Source organism: Shewanella sp. cp20 (genome assembly GCF_000832025.1).
In the GTDB taxonomy this organism is placed as follows: Bacteria; Pseudomonadota; Gammaproteobacteria; order Enterobacterales; family Shewanellaceae; genus Shewanella.
This window is the reverse complement of record NZ_JPII01000049.1, coordinates 159035-180902: the sequence shown is the minus strand read 5'-3', so window position 1 is coordinate 180902 and position 21868 is coordinate 159035. Positions and strand designations below refer to the sequence as shown.

Genomic DNA, 21868 nt, shown 5'->3' with positions numbered 1-21868 from the left:
TGTTGCAGTCTTAAATTATTCATTATGAATCGATTCATGTTTGGCTATTGTGCCACCCTCATCTCCGCGCTGCTCTGGCCCGCCTTGCCGACCCTTTCACTTGCATGTGTGGTGTTAGTCATTGCCGTCATCATGCTGAAATGGTCAAAATTATTGGCTGGTTGCCTTCTGGCTATAGCTTGGATGAGTCTATTTTGCCACCAACTTTTGGTTTTTACGCCTGAAAATTCCAGCGAGTCGCCAACAGTAAGGGGCGAAATCATATCACTAGTTTATCGAAACGGCGACTGGATAAATGCCGATATTCGCATTTTGACCGACCACCCTCTTCAATTTCCTGATAAATATTTGCGCTTGCGCTGGCAAAGCGAACAAAAAGTCGCCATAGGTGAGGTGTGGCAATTCACGCTTGCCCCTAAGCCGATCACCAGTGTGCTTAATCAAGGGGGATTTAATCAGCAGGCCTATCTGTTGTCTAAGCACATCATAGGCAAGGGCAGGGTGATTGCGGCCAAGCGTCTATCGCCGCCGCGAGGGATGCGGGCTGGGCTGCTGGCACCATTGCGGCAGGCCGTGGCCATATTTTCCAATGGCGATCTGATGCTGGCGCTCATGCTGGGGGATAAGCAGCAGATAAGCGAGGCGCATTGGGAGGGGCTAAGGCAGAGTGGAACCGGCCATCTGGTGACCATCTCCGGGCTACATCTGTCGGTACTGGCGCTCTGGGTCATGGGGCTGGGAGGCTATCTTTTAGGGCGCTTGCGTCCTCGCTTGGGACTTGGCAATCGCCAAGCCATCGCCTTAGTGGCCTTGGTTTGCTGCGGGCTCTATGCCTTCCTTGCCGGACTGGGGTTGCCGACCCAACGAGCACTCATCATGTTGGTTATGGTAATTTGGCTTGGGCTTATCAGGCGCTACGCCTCGCCATTTGAGCGGCTGCTATGGGCGCTTTTCATCGTCTTGTTGCTGGACCCTTTAAGTATTCTCGGTGCCGGGCTCTGGCTCTCCTTCGGCGCGCTGGCGATCATTCTCTGGTTCGGCCAATCAGCGCCCGCGCCAGATGAGCACTTATCGTCTTGGCAGAGGCTGACATACCGCCTTGGCCAGTTGTGGCAGATTCAGTGGCGGCTAAGTTTATCCCTGGGCTTGTTGCAGGGGTTGCTGTTTGGCGGCTTTGCGCCCTACGCCCTGATATTTAACCTGATCTTCGTACCCTGGTTTAGTCTGGTGGTGATTCCGCTAAGCTTCTTGGCCTTGATAACATGGGCACCTAGCATCTATATGGCCATGCCCGTGAGCTTACCCCTCTATCTGCTAGATCTTGCCATTTCCCCCATGACCTTAGCTTTCGACTGGTTAGGCAAACTTCCTGTTCACTGGTTGCCTGCCTCGATGCAGCTTGTTTCGGCCCTACTGTTTAGCCTGCTTGCCGTTATCAGTTGGCGACTGGCCTCAGGCGCCTGGCGATGGATGCCCTTGGTGCTTCTCGTGCCGCTCTGTCTGTGGTGTTTACCTCAAGGGGTGACAGATCCTCGCCGTTGGCAGGTCCACCTGCTAGATGTGGGGCAGGGGCTGAGCCTGGTGGTCGAGAAGCAGGGGCATGGATTAATCTATGATACCGGCGCCGCCTTCGGTGAGCACTTTAGCTACGCAGAAAGGGTGATCCAGCCTTTCTTGCATTATCGTGGCATAGGCAAGCTCGACTATCTGGTGCTGAGCCACGGGGATAACGACCACGCCGGCGGCGCCGACTATTTGTTGTCCCAGCATCCCGAGGTCAAGCTTGTGACTGACCTCGACTATCCTGGTGCCATGAACTGTCGCCCCAAGAGCATGCACTGGCGGGGACTTACCCTAGAGCTACTGGGGCCGCGAGAGGCTGGCGTTGGCAACAATGCTTCCTGCATAGTTCGGATAAGTGACGGCAGTCGAAGCCTGCTTATCCCCGGGGATATCGAGCGTGAGGGTGAGCAGTCACTCCTGACGCAGACGCCAGAGGTGACCAGTACCGTGTTGATCGCGGCGCATCACGGCAGCAATACCTCGTCGAGCAGCGCCTTTATTCAGGCAAGTGCGCCGGATATCGTGCTCTACGCGGCCGGGTTTAACAATCGTTATGGCTTTCCCAAGGCCGAAGTGGTTAGGCGCTTCAACGAGACAAGGGCGCGCCAGTACAGCACGGGGGACAATGGTCAGCTCAGTTTAACATTGGACGAAGGGGGCGTTTTAGTCTCGGGTTATCGCCGGGATTTGGCGCCATTTTGGTATAATCAACGCTTTGAATTTGGTGAGTTTGGCAATCCAGAGTAGAATACGCTTTTTTGCATCTATTGATAGAATCCCGAATGACAAATGCTTCGAAAAGTGAAGTTAGCAGCGTATTTCTCAGACTGCTGACCTATCTTGTCCCGCTTAAAGGGGTGTTATTTCTGTCTGTGTTCGGCCTAGTGCTTTATGGCTTGGTGGACGCAACCTTTATTTATTCAATTAAACCCTTTATCGATCAGGGCTTTGCCAGCAATGTGCCGACCACCCCCGGTTTGGTGGAAGGCGTCGATCTCGGCATGAGTGGCGGCTTTAACTCCGACAGTGATGTGTTAAAAACCGCGCCCTTTGTGGTGATTGGTTTGTTTACCCTCAGGGGCCTGGCTAACTTTTTATCTACCTACGGCATCTCTTACATCAGCGCGCGTATGATCATGGATATGCGTCAGCAGGTGTTTGAACATTACCTTAAGCTGCCCGTGAGCTATATCGATGCCGAGAGCAGTGGTAATTTGATCTCCCGGGTCACCTTCGATACTGAGCAGATCGCCAGAGCGTCCGGCAGTGCGCTGATCACCATAGTGCGTGACGGTATTACTGTGATCGGCATGCTGGGGGTGATGTTTTACAACTCCTGGAAACTCTCGCTCTGTATCCTCATCGTCGGGCCCTTGATTGGCCTGGTGATTGCCGTGGTCAGCCGTAAATTCCGTAAGGTTTCTAAACAGATCCAGACCGCCATGGGTGGGGTGACCTCGGTCACCGAGCAGATGATTAAAGGCCATAAGAATGTGTTGGTCTTCGGTGGTCAGCAGGCCGAATCCCAGCGTTTTGCCAAGGTGAACGACGATAACCGCTCGCGCACCATGAAACTGGCCCTGGCCCAGGCAATCAGCCAGCCTTTGGTGATGGTGATTGGCTCCCTGGCGCTGGCCTTCGTGCTCTATGCGTCAAGCCTTGAGAGCATGCGTGCAGATCTTACCGCAGGTACCTTTGCGACCATCTTGGCGGCCATGCTCGCCATGTTGCAGCCAATTAAGAGCCTGACCCGTGTCAACGCCGAGTTTCAGCGGGGTATCGCCGCCTGTAGTACCATCTTTGCGGTGTTAGACACGCCGGCCGAGGTGGACAATGGCACCTACGAGACGCAAAGAGTGGCGGGACGCCTGAGCTTCGACAAGGTTAACTTCCGCTATGACAATCAGGAAGGCTTGGCATTGACAGATGTCGATTTTCAGGTCAATCCTGGCGAGACCCTGGCTCTGGTGGGGCGCAGCGGTTCTGGTAAGTCGACCATAGCCAGCCTCATCACCCGCTTCTACTCGGATCTTGAAAGCGGTGATATTCGCCTGGATGATGTGAGCCTGAGAGACTATAAGCTGGCGTCATTGCGTCGTCAGGTGGCCCTGGTGTCACAGCAAGTCACCCTGATCAACGATACCATTGCTGCTAACATCGCCTATGCCTACCCGGGTGAGGTGAGTGAGGAGCAGATCATAGATGCCGCCAAGCTCGCTAATGCCTGGGAGTTTATCAGTAACATGCCCGAGGGGATCTATACCCAGGTAGGGGAGAACGGCGTCATGCTCTCAGGCGGTCAGCGTCAGCGTATCGCCATTGCCAGGGCGATACTGCGCGATGCGCCCCTGTTGATACTCGATGAAGCGACCTCGGCGCTGGACACCGAATCGGAGAAGGCGATTCAGACGGGGCTGGATAACCTCAGGCAGAACCGTACATCAATCGTGATCGCTCACCGCTTGTCGACGGTTGAAAATGCCAATCAGATCTTGGTGGTCGATCAGGGCAAGGTGGTCGAACGCGGTACTCATAGCGAGCTGCTGGCGAAGCAGGGGATCTATTACAACCTGTACCAGATGCAGTTTGGTAGCTAATTACTATGCAGACGTTGGTTAATCGTCTCTGGTATGACAGGCAGCTGGGTGTTCACTGGCTGCTTGTTCTGCTGCTTTTGCCCCTCAGTGCTTTGTTTTATCTGCTGACGAGCCTCAGACGACAGCTGTTTCGTTTGAGGCTTAAGTCAAGTGTGCGCCTGGATGTGCCGGTTATCGTGGTGGGTAACATCACGGTAGGTGGCAGTGGCAAGACGCCCACGGTTATCTATCTCATCGAGTTGCTGCGTCGTCATGGTTATCGCCCAGGGGTGATCAGCCGTGGCTATGGCGTCGAGTTTACTGGCTGTAAGCGGGTTATCTCTGGCATGCCGGCGAGTGAAGTCGGTGATGAACCAGCCATGATAGTCGCGCGCACTCAGGTGCCTATGGTGATAGGCAGCGATCGTGTGGCCGCGGGTCAAGCCCTGCTCGAATGGCAAGCGGTAGACGTCATCATCAGCGATGACGGACTGCAGCATTATCGACTCGAGCGAGATGTGGAGATCTTAGTGCTCGATGGCAAGCGCCGTTTCGGTAATGGTCTGCTGTTACCTGCAGGGCCCCTGCGAGAAGGACGCTGGCGTCAGCGCACAGTCGATTTTACCTTAGTCAATGGTGAGCGCGTCCATCCGCAGGAGTTTGAGATGGCACTGGCTCCCGGCAGTTGGTGCAGAGTGGCCGACGGCGCGGTATTAGCCGATAATCCGCTTTCTGACAATGTGGCTATCGCCGGGATAGGCAATCCACAGCGATTTTTCGATACCCTTACCCATATTGGGGTTCATCCCGTTCACCAACATGCCTTTGACGATCATAAGGCCTACAGCCTAGAAGCCATAGAGATGGTCGCGGCGGGGCGAGGCGTGCTAATGACAGAGAAAGATGCGGTTAAATGTCGCGATTTTGCAAAGTCTAACTGGTGGTATCTGCCGGTAGATGCCAAGATAGCACCAGAATTTGAACAGCAATTGTTAACGCTGCTTGAGCGGCGCTAAAACGTACAACAAGGAAATTAACATGGCGTTTGATAAGAAACTTTTAGAGATAGTTGCCTGCCCTGTGTGTAAGGGGAAGCTTGAATACGACAAGGCTAATCAGCAGCTTATCTGTAAGGCAGACCGTTTGGTCTATGCGATTAACGAAGGGATCCCCGTATTGCTTGAAAACAAGGCGACCCCTTGGAACGAAGAAGCTTAAGCCGCTTGGTGTAATACCAACCGTAATAAATAATTGATCATTCTAGCTTGTTAAAACGCTCGATAACTGTATTAGTATTTTTAATTGTAGAATAACTACTTATCTAAAAATCCTGCTTTGTTCTCAAGCGTTTTTCCTGCGCTATTTCTGATCACATACTTATTGTGATTGGTATAAAAAGTGCCGTCGGTTATCGTGTGGTATTCTTGAGACGTGTCGGCCGATACGTCTCTCGCTTTCTCCCCGCAGGTGTCACCTATCAGTCAGTCTGGTGCCGCTCATAGTTTCCCCGCTTACGCCCCTGAAGATTGCATTTGCGCAAGCTTGCACACATAATCCCCTTTCACTTTTACCGGAGTATCTTGTGTGACTGTTTCTAGCCTTCAACATGTGATTGATAAACTGCTTGTCGAACATCAGGGCGAACGAATAGTTAGTTTCGAATACCAAGGTCGCAAGTATTGGCTTAAACAGGCAGAGCGTCTCACCGGCGCCATGCGCTGGCTAAAGTCCCAGCCCCAGGCGGCGCTGCAGCTTGAGATAACAACCCTTACTCAACTCGCCAAGAAAGGGGCTCCCGTGCCCGAACTGGTTGCCAGCGGTGAAGGGTTTCTGGTAGTGGCCGACGTAGGCATGCCGATTAATGCTTGGTTAAATGCTGAGATCGATGAGGCCGAGAAGCTCAAGATATTACAGGATAGTGCAACCGGTTTGGCTCAACTGCATCTAAAAGGTTTGGCTCACGGCAGGCCCGCCCTAAGGGATATCTGTTGGCAAGCGGGTAATGTTTCCTTTATCGATTTCGAGGCAAATCAGCAAGACAGCGATATGCATAGGCAGCAGATCAGAGATCTCCTCGTCTATATCCATAGTCTGTATCGCTACATCGGGCCCCATCCTGAGATTGTCGAACCTGTGATTGCTGCCTACCGTGCTGCGGGGGGAGAGTCGCTCTGGCAGGCTTCAAAGCAAGAGATGGAGAAGTGGCAGTGGCTTAACTATCTTATTGCGCCGCTTAAATCTATCGGTGGAAAGGATCTTCGTCCTGTCTATTGGCTTCTGCGTCACTTTAAACAGACCCATTAATTACTAGGGCCTGTTGATCTTTGCCTTTGTTTTTGCAGCAGTTTGAAGGTGATTAATACAAGGCAGAGTCTGTGTCGTGTAGTGGTTTTTATAAACCAGAGTGACACAAACTGGCGGTAACACCGTAGAAATGGCCTACAAACGCTGCCCAACGGGTTCATCTAAAAGTGCGCTGCACTTTATGAAAGGCTTCCTGCCTTTCACCGCAGGCGGTCAGCTACGCTGTTAGAAATCGTTCCAGACGATTTTTTTGTTGTCGCCATTCACATAGAGTAACTATCACCTAGAGCAACTATCACATAGAGTAACTATCACATAGAGCAACTATGCTTCATGGCTCTCGCCTCGCGCAAAACGCGTTTAGATTGAACAAAAATTAAATTTGAAAGATCAACCGGGCCTAAGCTTTCTGCCGCTTTTCATCCCTCCAGCAGTCAATTCTATGCCAGATCGACGCTATCGCTTATGCATGATGAGGTAAAACTTGTTTGCACGGATTTTAATTCTGAGTCCTCTTAAAAATTCAGTGCAATCGACTTTTTAGGTGATCCCGTATCGAGTTTTACACCAAGATTTATGGTTTTGACAACTTTTAGCTATTCGTTGCGCATTGATTTTCATGGGGTTTTAAAAATTGATTAAAAAATGATCAAACTTTTGGTTGAGATTGACTGAGATTAATTGCTAGAATGCCCGAATTCTCTGGGCTGAAGCGGCCTGGAGGTTTAGTTCGAAAGCACTCTCGAAACGGCAAACATTAAGAGATTAATGCACGCAAAGCCACAGACCCTAATTGCAATGCAAAAGGGTGGCTGGGCTACCGAATGAGCGTTGATAGAGCCTTGTACTTGTACTTGGAGCTTTCGAAGTGATGTTGACTTTGAGAGGTCCTAGCTATGAGTTCAGTTCATTGCGCTGTTGCGCGTACCGATTCTACATCTACTTTCCTGAAAACCCTCGGTTTTGGCTTAATGGGGGCTGGCTTACTGTCTGCGTCAGCTATTATGCCTGTTCATGCTGATACTCATTCATCTATATCAGTTGCTCAAAGCGAAGTCGGTGAACATCAACTAAAAGGTGTCTTGAGTGTTGCCTATACCGACTATCAGGATGGAAAACTCCCAGAATTACATCATAAGCTGACGTTGGACGACGGCAGTGTCGTGCCTTTCAATCTTGTTGGGAAAAACCTCGAGCTGAGAAATGGCCAGGAAGTCACGCTGCCAAATAGCGTGCTCAAAAATCCTAATCTCTATCCAGAACAGATCACTTTATTTGACGGCGGAGTCAGCTCTGCGACTTCGACGACTAGCAGTTTAGATGCCATCACAGTGACCGGTGACCGCAGCGTGCTAGTGATGCTGGTGAAATTTGAAAACTCTTCGAGTGAATATGCAAGTGTCGAACAAGCGAATGACTTGGTTTTTAATCAAGGTAATGAATTCTATTTAGAAAACTCAAACGGGAAAGTCAGTTTGAGTGGCGATACCATAGGCTATTTGACCCTTCCGCTTGATAAATTTGTATGTGATACCACAGCTATCGGTAACGAAGCCGATATATTAGCGCGTGGGCAAGGTTTTGAGCCAAATGACTATGATCACGTGATGTATGTGATCGAAGCAAATCTGGGTTGTCGTTGGTCTGGTCAGGGAACAGTGGCAGGTTACCCAGGGCGTACCTGGATTAAAAATTTCCAGATTAAGACAGTTGTGCACGAACTTGGCCATAACCTTGGGTTACATCACTCGCACAGCAAAGATTGTGGTGAGTCTGTTAGTGAAGGAACTTGTTCAACAACTGAGTACGGTGATATCTACGATGCAATGGGGGGAGCCGATGAGGGAGCCCATTTCAATGCATTCCAAAAGGAACGCCTGGGTTGGTTAAATAATCAAGTTACCACTGTGACTAGCGACCAAGTGATCACATTAGATTATTACGAATCTTTAGAAAGCAACAGCACCCTTGCTGCAAAAATTTATCTTGGTAACGACGCGAATGGTAATGCACGCTACTACTACTTGGAATATCGCACTCCAACGGGTTTTGATGCATTCTTATTCGACAAATATGCCAATCTGACAGATTCAATTATTCTGCGTGAGGGGACTGAAAACACGCCCGGTAGCAGCTACCTACTCGATAGCACACCTATGAGTGCGAGCAGTGATTGGTCAGATAGTACCATTGGTGTTGGCCAGACTTTTTATGATGCAGATACTGGTGTGACAATTGAGCTATTGGCTGCTGATGGCTATCAGGCAACCGTAGGTATTAGCCACTCAAGTGCAATCTCTTGTGTTGCTAAGGCGCCAAGTTTAACCGCTATGTCTTCGGGTAGTATGCAAACTTGGGAGCAGAAAAACCTAAGTTACAGCTTAACTAACAACGATTCTGCAGGTTGTCCAAGCACCAATGTATCGCTTGCCGCGACGCTGCCAACAGGATGGACTGGTCAATGGGATCAATCTGTCATGACGCTGGCACCACAGCAGACTGTTACCGTTAATTATACCCTGACAGTTAATGGTGACGTTGGTGCTAAGCAGCTTGCCTTGTTAGCAACGCCTAGTAATGGCAAGACGAATGCGGAGCTGTTACAAACCATTACCGTAGAAGCAACAAATACCAATACGGCGCCAGTTGCACTAGCGGATACACTGACACTCAGTAGTAAAGCAAGTGGCATAGTTAGCGTATTAAGCAATGACAGCGATGCCGATGGTGATCAACTTACTGTTGTCGCGGTATCAGCTCCAGCTAAGGGAAGTGTGGTGATTAATAGCGATAACACCATTACTTACCTACCGGGTAAAAGGTTTAAGTCGAGCGATAGCTTTACTTATACGATAAGCGATGGTGAGTTGCAGGCAACGGCAACCGTGAAAGTCAGCCTGACAGCGAGCTCTGGCGACGGTGGTGGAAAGCCTGGTGGAAAAGGCAAGAACAAATAGCTTTAGAGTGTATCTCTAATAAAAAGGGCCATAAGGCCCTTTTTTGTTGGCGTTGACAAGGTAGTCACAACAAGGCTTCCTGCAATTGTGCTGTGATTTCTTTCGGGGCTTTGTGGCTTGCCGCCGCTATTTGCTCTGTTTTTGAATATCCAGTACCCAAAGTGTTCATTTTTGAGATGATGGGAAACCGAAAGCGGTAGAGTGATATTTCGTCTATCTAGTGGATATTGGGCGAGAGACTATTTTGGCGAGGTGAATGGCAATAACTTAGGGAAACCAAGACTCGACTAAGTCTATGCTTTTACGATAGTCATCACCATTGCCAACACGTCTTTTATTAAGCGGGCTAAAAAAGCCACCTGTAATAAGTAGGTGGCTTTGTCATGTTTCAGAATCAAGCTCTATTCAGGTTGAGGTTCAGGTTGTATTGGGCATAATGGGCAGGTTGCCGTTACCTCGTCGGTTAATTCTTCAGTTTCATTTACATCAAACACTGAGTACGCTGAAACAGATACTGTATTTTGAGAATTCAGTCTGTTGCCTGTAGGTAGCGTGCTAGGTCTGTATGTGTCAGAGATTATTGCACAAACTGGATCACCATAGACTAGGCCCGGTGCTTCTAGACATAGACCATTATCACAGGTACCGACTGAACAGTCTGTATCGATTTCACAAGCTTGTGCGATGTCGAGGAGATAAGGCACATCGGTAAGACCTACAGTCGCATCACTAATCTCTGCATTTAGTGGTACATCACCTAAGTTACAAGAGACTATATCGTAATCGACACTCAATATTACCTCTCCGCCATCTTCGACTAGCTCAGATGTACAGACTTTGGTCAAATCAATCGCTGGATTGAGATCCAATGAGCTACATTCAATAGTAAAATCGTCTGAGGCTGTGGAGCTACCAAAGTCAACCGTTGCTTCAATAGTGTTCATTGGTGGATTGTCATCGGTAAAGAAAGTGCCAGAATATTGGAAACTCGCTCCACCAGCCAATCCCAGTCCGCCGTTGAAATAACCAACTGTTTCGTCAATGACAACATCATCGCTTGTGTCCATAGGTGTACCTGCATCATCCACTAGCATGAGTGGGAAATCAGCATCATAAGCACCTGAGCCGTCATTGGTAACGGTTGCTTCGAATGAAGCGACATAGGTTTTCGTTGTGTTGTCACTGGCTAGCGCTAGTCTTTCTACCTTACAGGTTTTAGTGACCATAATGCTACACAGTGGGAATTCACCGCCGATGAAGTCTTTAAGCTGAGCGGTTTCCGAACGTGAGGAACGCGTTTCAATTAAGAAGCTGCTAAAACATGGGATATTATCTCCCAAGATCTCACTAACGTTCACTCGACCCTCAAAGAATGATTCGTGGGGATAAGTAGCTGTTGAGCCATCTTTCGCCATGTAGTCCCACACTGTCATCTGTGAGTCGTCTTCGTTGGTAATCGCACAGGCTTCTTCTGCGACATCGATCGCATCACATTTAGCACTATGCATGGTATCGTTTTCAGAGTTGTAGAGCAGTTTCAGGTTGTCTGACACATCACCGCCGCCTTCTAGCCATTCCATGACTTGGACGAAAGGTTCCGCATTCGAGCCTTGCGGATATTCCATCACGATAAACAGATCGCCGTCTGTATGTTGTCCCGTGAATTGATTGCTACCGTTGGGGCCAACATCTGCCTGGAAGAACCAGAATCCGAAGATCGCGTCACCATTGTTGGCGTAACGATCGGCACCAAAGTAGAAAACCAGATCATCGTTACTGTCACGATAGGCTGCAGCAATACCGTTTCTAATGTCATCCTTATCGGGGACGGCACCGTCTTTGTACCACCACTCTGTCACGTCGTTGGTATCTTTCGAACCACCTTTCCAGAAAATTGTTTTGGGAGGAAGATCCGGTATTACGCCAGCCATGCCCGTTTCTCTATCGACTGAAATTGCGATAGCTCCAGCGCCGTCTATGAGGACTTGCTCCCAGTCATTCATACCGTTATTTTTTACGTTACCGTCGAGTTCGAGTTGATCGTCGGCGGCAAATGCGCTTGCAGCGGTAAAGCAGGCTGCACAACACATGATTGCAAGTTTATTGAATCTCATTGTCGTATCTCCTACAAATTTGATGACTTCTGTTCCTTGTTGCTATGGCTTAACTTCTGCCATCAAAACCAGGATCATTTTCTCAAAAGTGTTTACTTAGACTTACTTGTTCGGCGTATGCCGCTTTTTAGTCACTGCAGAGGATGTGGAAAAAAGGCTGTCCATATGCAGTATCCAAATTGATGTTCTATTAACAGCAAGCATTAGGCCAAAAGGCTAAGATGTTGATATTAAGTGATTTTTGTGGTTTTTGGTTTAGGCGGCGGAGCCAGTGTGTTACATATGTGTAACACAGTGCAAAGTTCAAACTTGAGGTGGACAAGAGCCTAGTGATGGGCGAAATGAGTTTCGGGTTCGCCAATTGTTGGCAAAGCTAAATGAGAGATGTTGTGCGAGCCTAATTGATGCGCCGCAAAGTTGAAAAGTGAGCAAATTAAAGGTGCTTCGCTCAAAAACACTTTGCGGCGATTTATTTGAGTTAGTTGGCTTGGGGAGACGGTTCCAGGGCATCTATGCTGGCTTTAAAGACGTCAAAACTTTGCGCCCCGGTAAGAAGCTTAGGTTTGAGCAGCCGATTGTTCTCCAGTCTTCCTATGAGGAAGCTTGGGGTGCCACGAACACCTACCGATGAGCCATAACTTATATCTTGCTTAATCTTATTCATGATGGCTTGATCTTCGAGGCAGGCAGTGAACTTAGTCATGTCCAGAGAAAGCTGTGTCGCCGTGTCTTGATAGAGTTTGTCACCTAGCTGTCGCATGTTTTTAAACAGCGCATCTCGCATGGGCCAATAGGCGTCTTGTTGCAGGCTACAGTTGGCGGCAATGGCAGCCCCTTTGGCCTTAGGGTGAAAACCTAAAGGGAAGTCCCTGGCGATATACTTCACCTTGCCGGTGTCGATATAGTCGCTCTTGATCTTGGTGAAGGTATTGTCCATGTATCGCTTGCAGTAGGGGCATTGAAAGTCTGAAAATTCAATGATGGCGATTCGAGCCGTGGCTTTTCCTATGGAGGGAAGTTTACCATCCTCATCTGGGTTGTTTTGTGTCGGTAGGTTGCGATGTTGCAGCTTCTGGCCTCTCATGACTACCGTATGTATCTCTTTGATCTGACTGCCCATGATGGCCACTTGTTGTTGAAGTTGGCCAACCTCTTGTTTCAGATAGGCAATCTCCTGTTTTTGTTTGTCATCATTTGTTTGCTGACAGGCTGCAGCAAAAAACAGTAAAGATAGGCAGACTATCACTGTCGAATGAGTTGATGGCATAAGTCGATCCTCGTTTGGTGCCACTGACTTGGCTATAGCTTAATCTTGCACTTCTTGATGAGGCGATAGAAAGTCGTTCGGGAGATGTTGAGTTCACGGGCCGCCGCCGAGATGTTGTGGTTATTGCGCTTAATGGCGGCCAATAGCAGTTCGGTATCAATTTCGGTTCTGTGTTGCGCCAGATCGACCACATCGGAATCATCGTTTGCCGAACACGCGAATTTAATGCCCAGGTTGGCTTCGGTGATGATGTCGCTCTCGGTCATGATGATGGCGCGCTGAATGCGATTTTTTAGCTCGCGCACATTGCCCGGCCATTGGTAGTTGCTCATGGCGAGTAATGCGTCCTGGTGAAACTGAAATTGACGATTGGGTGGAGCAAGTTTAGTTAAGTAGTCTTGAGCCAAGAGAGGAATATCTTGCTTATGTTCTCTCAGGCTGGGTAACTCAATTTGTATGATATTGATTCGGTAAAACAAATCCTCTCTGAATTTGCCCTCTTCGACGGCGTTCTCAAGGTTAACATGGGTCGCGAATATGATGCGGCAATCCACTTCTGTGGTCTTTTGACCACCGATTCGCTCGATGTAATGCTCTTCAAGAAACTGCAGCAGATTGATTTGCAATTCGAGGGACAGATCACCAATCTCATCTAAAAACAGGGTTCCCTTATTGGCGCGCTCTATTCGGCCTATGTATTGCCGGTCGGCGCCTGTGAAGGCGCCTTTCTCGTGACCAAACAGCTCTGAATGGATCAGCGTTGGGGGCAGGGCGCCACAGTTAACCGTGATAAAGGGGCCATTTTTACGAGACGAGAGAGAGTGGATTAAGTTGGCGCACAGGCCTTTTCCCGTACCGGTTTCGCCACCAATCAACACAGTTTCATCAGACTTGGCGATCTTATAGAGGTTGTCACGCAGGGTTTGCATGACCTTAGATTCACCAAAGAAGAAAGACTTTGATTGGTGTGTAGTCTGCTCTTTGCTCCAACGTTCATTTAACTGAGCCATGCCACACAGGTGGCCCAGGGTGTGATTGAGTCGTTGCCAATCTATAGGAAGGTGATGAAAATCCAGGAAGTAATCTGTAAAACAGAAACACAGATTATCCATCTTCTTAGGACTGTCTAAGGAGATCGCCAGCCAGAGTAAGCCGGGTTGGCGCGCTGAGAGAAGCTCTATTGCGCGCAGTACAACCTGCTGATGGGGGAGATCTATGATGGCGATGGCGATTTGGCAAGGGAACGACTCTAGCGCCTTGTAGGCCGCACTGAGGGTGCCAGCATGATTGAAATGCCACTGGGAAGCGTTAGTTTGATTATCGGTAAGACAGACTTCATCCGTGAGGTTTAATACCAATATGTTACGTTCCTTGTGAGTTAAATTCCTCTTGCGGTTACTCACGCTGAATCCTTAGCCGGGGCCCCAAGACAGCCAATGCATTTGCTAAATAGGATGCTTAAATTTTAGGAAAGCTTGGTGCGAACGCAAGTTGATAGTGTATCTAATTATGATTATTTCCATGTGCAGTCAATGCCACTGAAGATGCCTTATGTGGTCTAGCTTTGCGGGGGATTATCAGCCTGGTTTTATTGGCGCTTTGCCCCGAGTTCTCATCAAGCTCATGTGTGCTTGTTTTTGCGTGTTTTTTCCTAGATTGGGCGCAGTGTGTGTCTTGATAACTGCGCTGTCATTAAGGTGGCATTATGATGGCGCAAGAGGTGGTGGCAGGTTTAGCTATGAAAAAGCGCAGCCCTTACAGCTGCGCTTTAATTTATCAGGTTGGGGCTGGTATACAGCCTACCAGAGTCGCGACCTTTTATGGGTTAGTTCGCCTTAAGGCCGCTATAGAGGGTCTCTATCCAGGTTTCCTGAGAGATAAATCGCCACTCCCATTGCTTAAGCTTCTCGGGTAAGCCTTGTTGCTTTATCGCGTCGAGCGACTTGCCCGATTTCAGCTGGGTGTTCATCCAGTCGATAGAGGTGTCTAACATCTGCTTAAATTTGATGAGATCCTGCTTGTTGGCGAGACCGCCGTGGCCTGGGATGATTTTAGCATCGTCATCGATCTTGGCGAGGAGTGTGGCAACGTTGTCGCGAAAACCGACCACAGAGCCGCCGGCCTTGAGATCGATAAAGGGGAATCTGTCCTTAAAGAAGAGGTCACCCATATGCACCACTGGGGCATCATGCCAGAAGATCACGCTATCACCGTCTGTATGACCTGCTGGTAGGTACATCAGCGAGAGGGTGTCGCCATTGAAGTGGATCTTAATGCCCTGATCATAAGTGATGCTGGGTAAGGCCTGCTTGCTATAGTCCTCGTCGCTTGCTAGCCGTTTAAGCACATTGTCATGGGCGAAAATAATGCCCTGTTGGCCGAAGATGCGGTTACCGCCTGTATGATCCCCATGGTAGTGGGTATTGACGATATATTTGGGCTTGCCGGGCTGAATGTTAGCCAGTGCAGTGCTAATTTTATCTGCCAGTGGTGCAAACTGATCGTCGATGATTAGCAGGCCATCTTCTCCCGCCGATACGCCTATGTTACCGCCCGCGCCACTTAGCATGTAGACATGGTCTGTCAGTTTAGTTGCTGTGATTTCGACCTCGGCAAACTTATCTTCGGCGGCCAGGCAGCCTAGGCTTGTGCCGTAACTGCCGATGAGCACGCCTGCAAGGGCGAGACCTAAGATGTTGTTCATAAATGGACCTTTTTTTTCTTATCGGTTCAGTTTATATAGTTGCATAACAAAAAGGCTGCAAGATGCAGCCTTTGATTTGGGGAGTCTTTAGTGTGCCCAGGGCATGATGCGCCGGGTGAACCTGTCGGCGTTACCTAGCTTGATCGCAGCCTGATGTCGCATGCGATACAAGGCCTGATAGCAGAGTGGCACCAGGTATAGACTGGTAAGCGTCGAGAAGCTCAAGCCGCCAATGATGGCGATCGCCATAGGCGAATAGGGTGGGCCACCGCCACCAATCTGGGTGTCGCCCATGGCCAGTGGTATCAGGCCTAGTACCGTGGTACCCACAGTCATGAGCACGGGACGCAGACGTGTGATACACACGGCCTCTATGGTGGCCGACAGGCGATCCAGTTCGGGTGTCTTCTGGTTGATCTGGTCGACTAACACTATGCCGTTGTTCACCACGATACCCATCAAGATCAGAATCCCTATCATCGCCATGATCGACATATTGGTGCCCGTCAGCAGCAGCGCCCAGAACACCCCTGTGATGGAGAAGAGGATAGAGGTGATGATGGCCGTTGGCAGCAGCAGTGATTCGAACAGGGCGGCCATGACGATATAGATCATGGCGATGGCCAAGATCATGTTAGTTGCCATGATGGCCTGATCTTCATCCTGACGCTGGAATCCACCGCGTAGCGAGTAACCATAGCCTGCGGGGAACTGCACCGCATCCATCACCTGGGTGATAGCTTTTTGTGCCTCTTCCGTGGTCATCTCATCCAGGTTGGCACCGATAGAGAGCGCGGTCTGACGATCATAGTGACGGATAGTATCGAAGCGTGGACGAATCGAGATCTCGGCCAGACTCTGCAGGGTATAGACGCGATTGTCTTGACGCACTATGGGCAGCTCTTTCAGTCTTTCGAGTGACTCACGCCACTGTTTATCGTAGGCCAGCTCGATACGCAGCTCACCGCTGGGATCGTGTCTGAAGGAGCGCAGCGGCGATCCCCGCAGAGCCATGGACACGCTGCGGGCAAGCTCACTCAGGCTGAGATCCAGTCTCGCCGCCATGGTGCGGTCCAGCTCGATGATCACCTCCTGCTGTGTGCTGTTAAGCTCAGAGCGCACATCGATGAGGCCATCTATTTTAGAGAGTAGAGGTACAACTTGCTCACTGATGGTGATCAGTTCGCTGGTGGAGCGGCCCGTGAGGGTGACGCGTATGCCGTTGTTGTCGTTACCCCAGCCAAATTGTGGCTTGGCGATGGAGAATTTGGGGAAACCGTCGCGGATCTTGCGCTTAAGCGCCTTGATATCTATGTCGGCATCTTCCTGCAGCAGCAGGGTCGACTGACCTCTGTCGGCCGAGAAGTAGCTGTAGACAGAATCGATATAGAACTCCTCTTTATTGGCGTAGAGGTAATCTTCCATGCGGTTGATCATCGCCTCGGTGACGTCCAGGCTGTGACGCCCCTCAACCTGATAGTTGATGTAGAGACGGTTGTTGCCCTCGCCGTCGCTTTGATCTTGTTGGACCATGCTCAGCGGCAGCGCCGTTGAGGCCAGGATGATCACGGCAATCAGCCCTGAGCGTTTGGGTCTGTGTAAGATCCACGCCAGGCTGCGCTGTAGAAAGACTCGAGTTTGCTCTGCTTTGGGTTAGTGTCGATGTCGAAATGCAGCTTAGTTAACATCAAGGGGATCAATGTTTTCGCCACTAACAGCGATGCTGCCAGCGAGATACAGATGGCAATGGCCACATGCTCCAGGAAGATGGTCAGCTCTACCTTGACGCCGAAGATATTGGGCAGAAACACAATGGCCGTGGTGAGTGTGCCGGCCAGCACGGCCAGGGCAACCTTGTTCACCCCTGTGAGTACGGCTTCGGATGTCGAGGCCTTGCCTTGATGCTGTTTCTCCTGCAGCACACTCTCACTGACCACCACCGCATTGTCGATCAGCATACCCACCGCCAGCAGTAGCCCCATCATGGAGAGAATGTTCAGGCTGTAACCTAAGAAATACATGCCCGCCAGTGTCATACACAGGGAGATGGGCACAGAAGAGACCACAACCAGGGTCATCTTAAGGTTGCGCAAAAACAGATAGAGCACGGCAAAGGAAAGTAGTGCGCCGATAAGACCGGCCGCCAGCAGATCCGATAGCGAGGATTTCACCCCATAGGCCTGATCTTCCATGATGAACAGCTTGATGCCGTTGAACTGCTGATCTTGTTTGGCCGCCTCGATCACCTTGAGCACACGCTCAGAGACATCCACCAGGTTGGCACCAGACTCTTTGAACACATCCAGGCCAACGGCGTACTTTTGATCTAAGTGTCGACCGTCTAGGCGCTCGGGCAGGGCATAGCGAATACTGGCGATATCGCCTAGGGTGACGCCAGGGATCAGCACTAGGGCAGAGATATCGTCGAGATCGCGAAACTCACCCTTTGGCGATACCTGATACACTCGGGTGTTGGCCCTCAGTGTCCCCGCGCTGACGATAAAGTTCTCCTGCCCCAGTCTTTGTTGCAGCATGGCGCTGCTTATTCCTGTGGCACTGAGCTTATCGGCATCGATTCTGATCTCTATCTGCTTCTGCTCGACGCCATACAGAGTCACCTGAGAGACACCTTCGACTCGCTCTAACGGCTTCTTCAGCTGTTTATCCAGCAGATCGAAGGCGCCAGAGAGCTCTCGTTCACTTGAGATGCGTATGGTCAGCACCGGCATGTCGGCGGTCGAGAACTGACGGATAAAGACGCGTTCGACATCTTTAGGCAGCAGGTGGCGCACCGCATCCACCTTTTCCCTGGCCTCCAGGCTCTTGGTGGAGACATTCTCGCCCCACTTCATTCTGAGCTCGATCTCGGCGCCGTTTTGCGACGAGCGGGATCTCAACTCCTCGATCCCCCCCATGGTGGCGAGGGACTCTTCTAGGACGTTGGTGATCTCACGTTCGACTTCCGCAGGGGTAGAGCCCTTGTAGGGGACTTCAATCAACACCTGGGGCATCTCTATGCCGGGAAACATCTCCAGCGGCAGCAGGCGACTCGAGGCCAGACCAAAGAGCAGTATGGCCACGAAGAACATGCTGGTGGTCACGGGTCTGGCAAGGGCTAATCGGGTGATATTCATGCTGATTCTCCCTCTTGAGCCACTTTGGCCGGCGCGTCAAAGGCCTTGCGATCGAACAGGGCATATAGCGCCGGGATCACCACGAGTGTCAGCAGGGTGGCCAGTGACAGACCAAAGATAACGGTGATCGCCATGGGCGCGCGTACTTCGCTGCCATCGCCTAAGCCCAGTGCCATCGGCGCCAGACCTAGAGCCGTCGTCATAGTGGTCATGACGATAGGGCGCAGGCGTGACTTGGCGGCCTCTTCGATGGCGCTGAGTTTTTCGATGCCTTGCTGACGTAGCTGATTGATGCGATCGACCAATACGATGGCGTTGTTAACGACGATACCCGCCAGCATGATAAGCCCGATGAAGACCACCACACTCAGATGGGTCTGAGTAATGAACAGGCCAAAGATGCTACCACCTACCGCCATAGGTACGGCGATAAGAATAAGCAGCGGATGCACCAGGGACTCGAACTGACTCGCCATCACCAGATATACCAGGAAGACGGCCAAGATCAGGGCGATCTGTAGCGACTGGAACGAGTGCTCCATCTCTTCATTCTGGCCGCCGAAGCGCACCTGAATCGAGCTAGGCAGGTTTTGCTGATCTATGATGCTTCTTGCCTCCAGCACGGCGTCGTTAAGATCGCCATAGGCGAGGTTAGCCGACACGATAGCCACGCGTTGCTGGCTGATACGGTTGATCGCTGATGGTCCCAGGTTTAGCGAGACATCGGCTACCGCGCTCAGCGGGATAGGCTGATTGCTGTTGGGGTTGATGATCATCGAATCGATATCGCTTATCTGGTCGCGCTCCTCGAGTTCGCTGCGCACCAAGATGTCGATCTTTCTGTCGCGTACCGTGTATTGGCTGGCCACAGTGCCACCGATGCGCTGGGCGATGCGGTTAGCGACGGTTGGCGCGTCCATGCCCAACGCGGCGAGACGAGCATGATCGAAGCGGATGCTAAGCTCTGGCTGACCGTCACGCAGGCTGGTGTTGAGGTCGGCGAAACGATCTGAGTCCGACAGGGCGCTGATGAGGTTATCCGCGGTCTGTTTAAGCTGGGCCAGATCATAACCAATCACTTCAATCTCCAGCGGTGTTTTGAAGCTAAACAGCTCAGGATGTCGGATCTTAGCCTCCAGCTCAGGGATACGCATAGCCGTGCTGCGCAGCACACGGGTAACTGCATCGAAGGCTTGATGATCGGCAAGCACCACCTGCAGACGGCCCCAGTTTTCGCCGCCGCGCGAGGTATCTGAGGTCATCAGACCGCCGCTACCGGCTTGGCTGTAGGCATGTTTAACATCCTCTCTGTCCTTGATGGACAACGCCAGCTTCTGTAGGACTCTGTCGGTCTCTCTCACCTCTGTGCCCGGCGGCAACAAGACCTCCACATAAAACTCACCCTGGTTCATCGGCGGAATCAGCTCCATGCCCAGTTTTGGCACTAGGCTCATGGTGCCCACAGTGAGAGTGAGGGCGATGGCCATTGTTAGCCAGCTGAATTTCAGCGCCTGGCGCAGCAGCTTGTGATAAACACTCTCGAGCAACTTATAGAACCAGTTAAATGCCGCGCTGATAGGGCGCATCACCAGGCCTGCAAGCCAGGAGAATGCGCGGCTAAGCATCAATACCAGCGTCAGCAGTAGTGATGGCAAGTAGCTAAACAGCAGCACGAAGGGGAAAGAGCAGACGGTGGCGCCATAGTGTTTTACCTTGGCAAACTTAGTGTCGAGAACCGGCTTTTCGCGTTTCTGCACCAGATGCGGCAGAGCCTTAAAGCCTTCGCGCGATGCCAGCATAGGAATCGTGGTCAGCGCAACCAGCAGCGAGGCGAGTAGGGCAAAGGTCACTGTTAAGGCTTGGTCAGAGAAGAGGGCGCCGGCAACACCGTCGACAAATACCAGTGGCACAAATACCGCCAGCGTCGTCATGGTGGAGGCGAAGATAGCCCCAGCCACCTCTTTAGTGCCTGTCACCGCGGCGTCGAGCTTGTTCATGCCTAGCTTGCGGCAGCGGTCGATGTTTTCCAGCACCACGATGGCATTATCTACCAAGAGACCTACCGCCAACGCGATACCGCCCAGCGACATGATGTTGAGACTGATGTCGGCGAAATACATCATGTTAAAGGTGGCGATAACCGAAAACGGAATCGAGATGGAGATGATAAGGGTCGGCACTATGTCCCTGAGGAACAGGTAGATCACCAGCATAGACAGCAGACTACCTATCAGCGCCGCCGAGGTCACTTCGCTCACGGCGCTCTCGATAAACTCTGACTGGTCATAGATCACCTTAAGCTCCGCCTTCTCGTTGAGCTTCTTCAGGGCATCGAGCTTAGCGGTGACTTTGCGGGCCACGGCAACCGTGTTGGCATCACCCTCCTTATAGATGGCCAGCTCGATAGACTCGGCCGAGCCGATACGGGTGATGTCGTTGCGCTCCTTATGGGCGTCGATGATGTCCGCCACCTCGAACAGACGTACCAGGGTCTGGTTATCGCGATAGACGATGATCTGACCCAATTCATCTAAGGAGTTGAACTGGTTGAGGGTACGAACCAGGTACTCTTTCTCGCCCTGTACTACCTTGCCGGCAGAGAGGTTGATGTTTTCGGCGGCGATACGCTCGCGGATCTTGTCGGCGTTCAGATTAAGCTGGGTCAGCTTCTCCTGATTGAGCTGAATATGCACCTCTTGCTCCAGACCGCCCGAGAGTCTGACGGCGGCGACACCGCTGAGTGACTCCAGCTGACGCTTAAGCTCCTCCTCGGCAAAGGTGCGCATCTGCTTGAGTGACTGATCATCGGCGTCGGGCAGGGAGAGCGCCAGACGCACGATTGGATCTAAGTTAGGGTTAAAGCGCAGCAAGAGTGGCTTCTTCACATCCAGTGGCAGCTCTATGGTATCTAGCTTTTCCCTGACCTCCAGGCTGGCCATATCCATGTCTGTGCCCCATTCAAATTCGAGAACTACATCGGACATGCCTGAGCGGGAGATGGAGCTAATCTTGCGCAGCCCCTTAACGATACCGGCGGCTTCTTCGATAGGCTTAGAGACCAGCTGTTCTACCTCTACCGGCGCCGCGCCTTCATATTGGGTGCGTATGGTAATGGTGGGGTAGCTGAGATCCGGCAGGAGTTTCACCGCCAGGCGAGAGAAACCCACCATGCCAAACAGGATCACCGCCAGCATAAACATCCACACGGATACCGGCCGTTTAACGGAAGTATTAATAATCGACATAAGC

General features: G+C 51.0%; 11 protein-coding genes, 1 pseudogene and 1 riboswitch. Of the genes and pseudogenes, 6 read left to right on the top strand and 6 right to left on the bottom strand.

Annotated features, from left to right (window positions below):
• The first annotated feature begins 24 nt into the window (after nt 1-24).
• The 6 genes from DB48_RS18000 to DB48_RS17975 all read left to right on the top strand — a co-directional run bounded on the left by DB48_RS18000 (nt 25) and on the right by DB48_RS17975 (nt 9400).
• Nucleotides 25-2310 (top strand): DNA internalization-related competence protein ComEC/Rec2, encoded by a 2286-nt coding sequence (locus tag DB48_RS18000; RefSeq protein WP_041511562.1) that lies wholly within the window; start codon nt 25-27, stop codon nt 2308-2310.
• 35 nt (nt 2311-2345) lie between these two features.
• Nucleotides 2346-4160, top strand: a complete 1815-nt coding sequence (gene msbA, locus DB48_RS17995; protein ID WP_041511561.1) for a lipid A export permease/ATP-binding protein MsbA — start codon at nt 2346-2348, stop codon at nt 4158-4160.
• Between the two features lie 5 nt (nt 4161-4165).
• Nucleotides 4166-5155, top strand: coding sequence for a tetraacyldisaccharide 4'-kinase (gene lpxK, locus DB48_RS17990; protein WP_041511560.1), 990 nt, complete (start codon nt 4166-4168; stop codon nt 5153-5155).
• A 22-nt stretch (nt 5156-5177) separates the two neighbouring features.
• Nucleotides 5178-5357 carry a Trm112 family protein gene (locus DB48_RS17985; RefSeq protein WP_041511559.1) on the top strand — a complete coding sequence of 60 codons (180 nt, stop codon included), beginning with the start codon at nt 5178-5180 and terminating at the stop codon, nt 5355-5357.
• 366 nt (nt 5358-5723) lie between these two features.
• Nucleotides 5724-6443, top strand: coding sequence for a lipopolysaccharide kinase InaA family protein (locus DB48_RS17980; RefSeq protein ID WP_041511558.1), 720 nt, complete (start codon nt 5724-5726; stop codon nt 6441-6443).
• A 739-nt stretch (nt 6444-7182) separates the two neighbouring features.
• A riboswitch (cyclic di-GMP riboswitch) is annotated at nt 7183-7268 on the top strand.
• Between the two features lie 71 nt (nt 7269-7339).
• The gene (locus DB48_RS17975) at nt 7340-9400 is read left to right on the top strand and encodes an Ig-like domain-containing protein (protein WP_082035676.1); all 2061 of its coding nucleotides are present in this window, start codon (nt 7340-7342) and stop codon (nt 9398-9400) included.
• Between the two features lie 401 nt (nt 9401-9801).
• Here DB48_RS17975 and DB48_RS17970 read toward each other — a convergent pair whose 3' ends face one another.
• The 6 genes and pseudogenes from DB48_RS17970 to DB48_RS17945 all read right to left on the bottom strand — a co-directional run bounded on the left by DB48_RS17970 (nt 9802) and on the right by DB48_RS17945 (nt 21864).
• Entirely contained in the window at nt 9802-11514 is a 1713-nt protein-coding gene (locus tag DB48_RS17970) for a hypothetical protein (RefSeq protein WP_041511557.1), read from the bottom strand.
• A gap of 478 nt (nt 11515-11992) precedes the next feature.
• The gene (locus DB48_RS17965) at nt 11993-12781 is read right to left on the bottom strand and encodes a DsbA family protein (protein ID WP_041511556.1); all 789 of its coding nucleotides are present in this window, start codon (nt 12779-12781) and stop codon (nt 11993-11995) included.
• Nucleotides 12782-12813: 32 nt separating this feature from the next.
• On the bottom strand, nt 12814-14184 hold the full coding sequence (locus DB48_RS17960) for a sigma-54 dependent transcriptional regulator (RefSeq protein WP_041511555.1): 1371 nt from the start codon (nt 14182-14184) through the stop codon (nt 12814-12816).
• 422 nt (nt 14185-14606) lie between these two features.
• Complete coding sequence (locus DB48_RS17955) at nt 14607-15485, bottom strand: MBL fold metallo-hydrolase (protein ID WP_041511554.1); 879 nt, start codon at nt 15483-15485, stop codon at nt 14607-14609.
• Nucleotides 15486-15572: 87 nt separating this feature from the next.
• A pseudogene (locus DB48_RS17950) lies at nt 15573-18619 on the bottom strand (efflux RND transporter permease subunit).
• Complete coding sequence (locus DB48_RS17945) at nt 18616-21864, bottom strand: efflux RND transporter permease subunit (protein ID WP_041511553.1); 3249 nt, start codon at nt 21862-21864, stop codon at nt 18616-18618. Before DB48_RS17945 ends, DB48_RS17950 begins: the two are co-directional and overlap by 4 nt.
• Between the last annotated feature and the right edge of the window lie 4 nt (nt 21865-21868).